This window comes from Bacillus sp. RZ2MS9, assembly GCF_001816185.2.
GTDB lineage: Bacteria > Bacillota > Bacilli > Bacillales > Bacillaceae_G > Bacillus_A > Bacillus_A cereus.
The window spans coordinates 300,001-302,500 of the sequence record NZ_CP049978.1 but is presented as its reverse complement, the minus strand read 5'-3'; the positions used below and the strand labels follow the sequence as shown (position 1 = coordinate 302,500).

The following is a 2,500-nucleotide window of genomic DNA, read 5'->3' as shown; positions in this document are numbered from 1 at the left end:
AATGGTAATGCATTTAAATATAATCCGCTTACTGATGCTGAAACTCTCTCTAGCGCTTTATTCCAAAACCAATATGCTAAAATTGTTGCTCCAATAACAAGGTATATTACACTAAGTCCCGTTTTCCAAGTTTCAACCTTTGGGAGACCGTAATAAAAAATTTCTACCAGTGCAAACGGTAAGAGAATAACAGCTCCAATAATTAAAGTTAATGTTGTAAAAACCTCGTTTGATAAATACTGTTCTTGTTTTGGCCGTTTTAGCAAAACTGTGTAGAAAGCAAATAGAAAAGTACTTAATAATATCAGTATATCTCCTATTAAAGACACTTCTTGATTAGCACTTTTAGATGGAATCGTAATAAAGAGTACTCCTATAGCACCCAATATAATTCCTATCCAATAATTCAATCGAATTTTCTCTTTCAAAAAGAGTGCTGAAAAAAGAATTGTAACTAATGGTAATGCAGCATCTATAATACTCACATGTAATCCACTGGTTAAAGAAATACCGTAGGATGTAAACATAAAATAACCAGCTACACCGGTAAAAGCTAACAAACTCATTCTTTTCCATGGAACTTTTTTATGTACAACTGATTTTTGTAGTTGCTTAAATGAGAATAGCATACAAATTCCACCTGCAAAGAAAAGACGAATAAACAACAAAGTAAACGGCTGAATAGATTCTAACGCCCATTTTGTTGGCGCAATGGCTGTGCCCCATAATATAACAGCCACTAATAACATGCATATTTCTTTCATAATCCCCCACACCCATCAAAAATATATGTTAACTACCTTAATTATAGATTTTTTCTAATGTAAAATCCTTTAAAAACACAAAAGGTTATGTTAAAAGAGCTAGATTGCTACTTTTCATATAACCTTTTTATATAAGATCACAAACATTCTTGTTACATCTGGACTATATTCTTATAAAGGTAATTCTTACCTTTAAATTTAAAATAATAAAAATAAACACAAAAAAACCTAAGTCAAAATGACTTAGGTTCTTGCTTGGCGACGTCCTACTCTCACAGGGACAAGGTCCCAACTACCATCGGCGCTAGAGAGCTTAACTTCCGTGTTCGGTATGGGAACGGGTGTGACCTCTCTGCCATCATCACCAAACTATGAAGGCATATTCCTTCAAAACTAGATAACATTGCTACATATTATATGGTTAAGTCCTCGATCTATTAGTATTCGTCAGCTCCACATGTCACCATGCTTCCACCTCGAACCTATCAACCTGATCATCTTTCAGGGATCTTACTAGCTTACGCTATGGGAAATCTCATCTTGAGGGGGGCTTCATGCTTAGATGCTTTCAGCACTTATCCCTTCCGCACATAGCTACCCAGCTATGCCCTTGGCAGAACAACTGGTACACCAGCGGTGCGTCCATCCCGGTCCTCTCGTACTAAGGACAGCTCCTCTCAAATTTCCTACGCCCACGACGGATAGGGACCGAACTGTCTCACGACGTTCTGAACCCAGCTCGCGTACCGCTTTAATGGGCGAACAGCCCAACCCTTGGGACCGACTACAGCCCCAGGATGCGATGAGCCGACATCGAGGTGCCAAACCTCCCCGTCGATGTGGACTCTTGGGGGAGATAAGCCTGTTATCCCCGGGGTAGCTTTTATCCGTTGAGCGATGGCCCTTCCATGCGGAACCACCGGATCACTAAGCCCGACTTTCGTCCCTGCTCGACTTGTAGGTCTCGCAGTCAAGCTCCCTTATGCCTTTGCACTCTACGAATGATTTCCAACCATTCTGAGGGAACCTTTGGGCGCCTCCGTTACACTTTAGGAGGCGACCGCCCCAGTCAAACTGCCCACCTGACACTGTCTCCCGGGTCGATAAGACCCGTAGGTTAGAATTTCAATACAGTCAGGGCGGTATCCCACCAGCGCCTCCACCGAAGCTAGCGCTCCGGTTTCAATGGCTCCCGCCTATCCTGTACAAACTGTACCAAAATTCAATATCAGGCTACAGTAAAGCTCCACGGGGTCTTTCCGTCCTGTCGCGGGTAACCTGCATCTTCACAGGTACTATAATTTCACCGAGTCTCTGGTTGAGACAGTGCCCAAATCGTTACACCTTTCGTGCGGGTCGGAACTTACCCGACAAGGAATTTCGCTACCTTAGGACCGTTATAGTTACGGCCGCCGTTTACTGGGGCTTCAGTTCAGAGCTTCGCTTACGCTAACCCCTCTCCTTAACCTTCCAGCACCGGGCAGGTGTCACCCCCTATACTTCGCCTTACGGCTTCGCAGAGAGCTGTGTTTTTGCTAAACAGTCGCTTGGGCCTATTCACTGCGGCTTTCCGTTAAGAAAGCACCCCTTCTCCCGAAGTTACGGGGTCATTTTGCCGAGTTCCTTAACCAGAGTTCTCTCGCACACCTTAGGATTCTCTCCTCGCCTACCTGTGTCGGTTTGCGGTACAGGCACCTTTTATCTCGCTAGAAGCTTTTCTTGGCAGCGGGGAATCA

The 2,500-nt window shown here is 43.8% G+C and carries 1 protein-coding gene and 2 rRNA genes (2 of these 3 running past the window's edge); all 3 read right to left on the bottom strand.

Annotated elements, in window-relative coordinates:
- Positions 1–764, bottom strand: the 5' portion of a protein-coding gene (locus BHV55_RS01670; RefSeq protein ID WP_000658284.1) for a DMT family transporter. It extends 157 nt beyond the left edge of the window; 764 of the gene's 921 nt are visible here — the first part of the coding sequence; it begins with the start codon at positions 762–764; its stop codon lies off the left edge, out of view.
- Between the two features lie 253 nt (positions 765–1,017).
- Positions 1,018–1,133 (bottom strand): 5S ribosomal RNA (rrf, locus tag BHV55_RS01665).
- Positions 1,134–1,181: 48 nt separating this feature from the next.
- Positions 1,182–2,500: ribosomal RNA gene (locus tag BHV55_RS01660) — 23S ribosomal RNA — on the bottom strand; it runs 1,604 nt beyond the window's last position.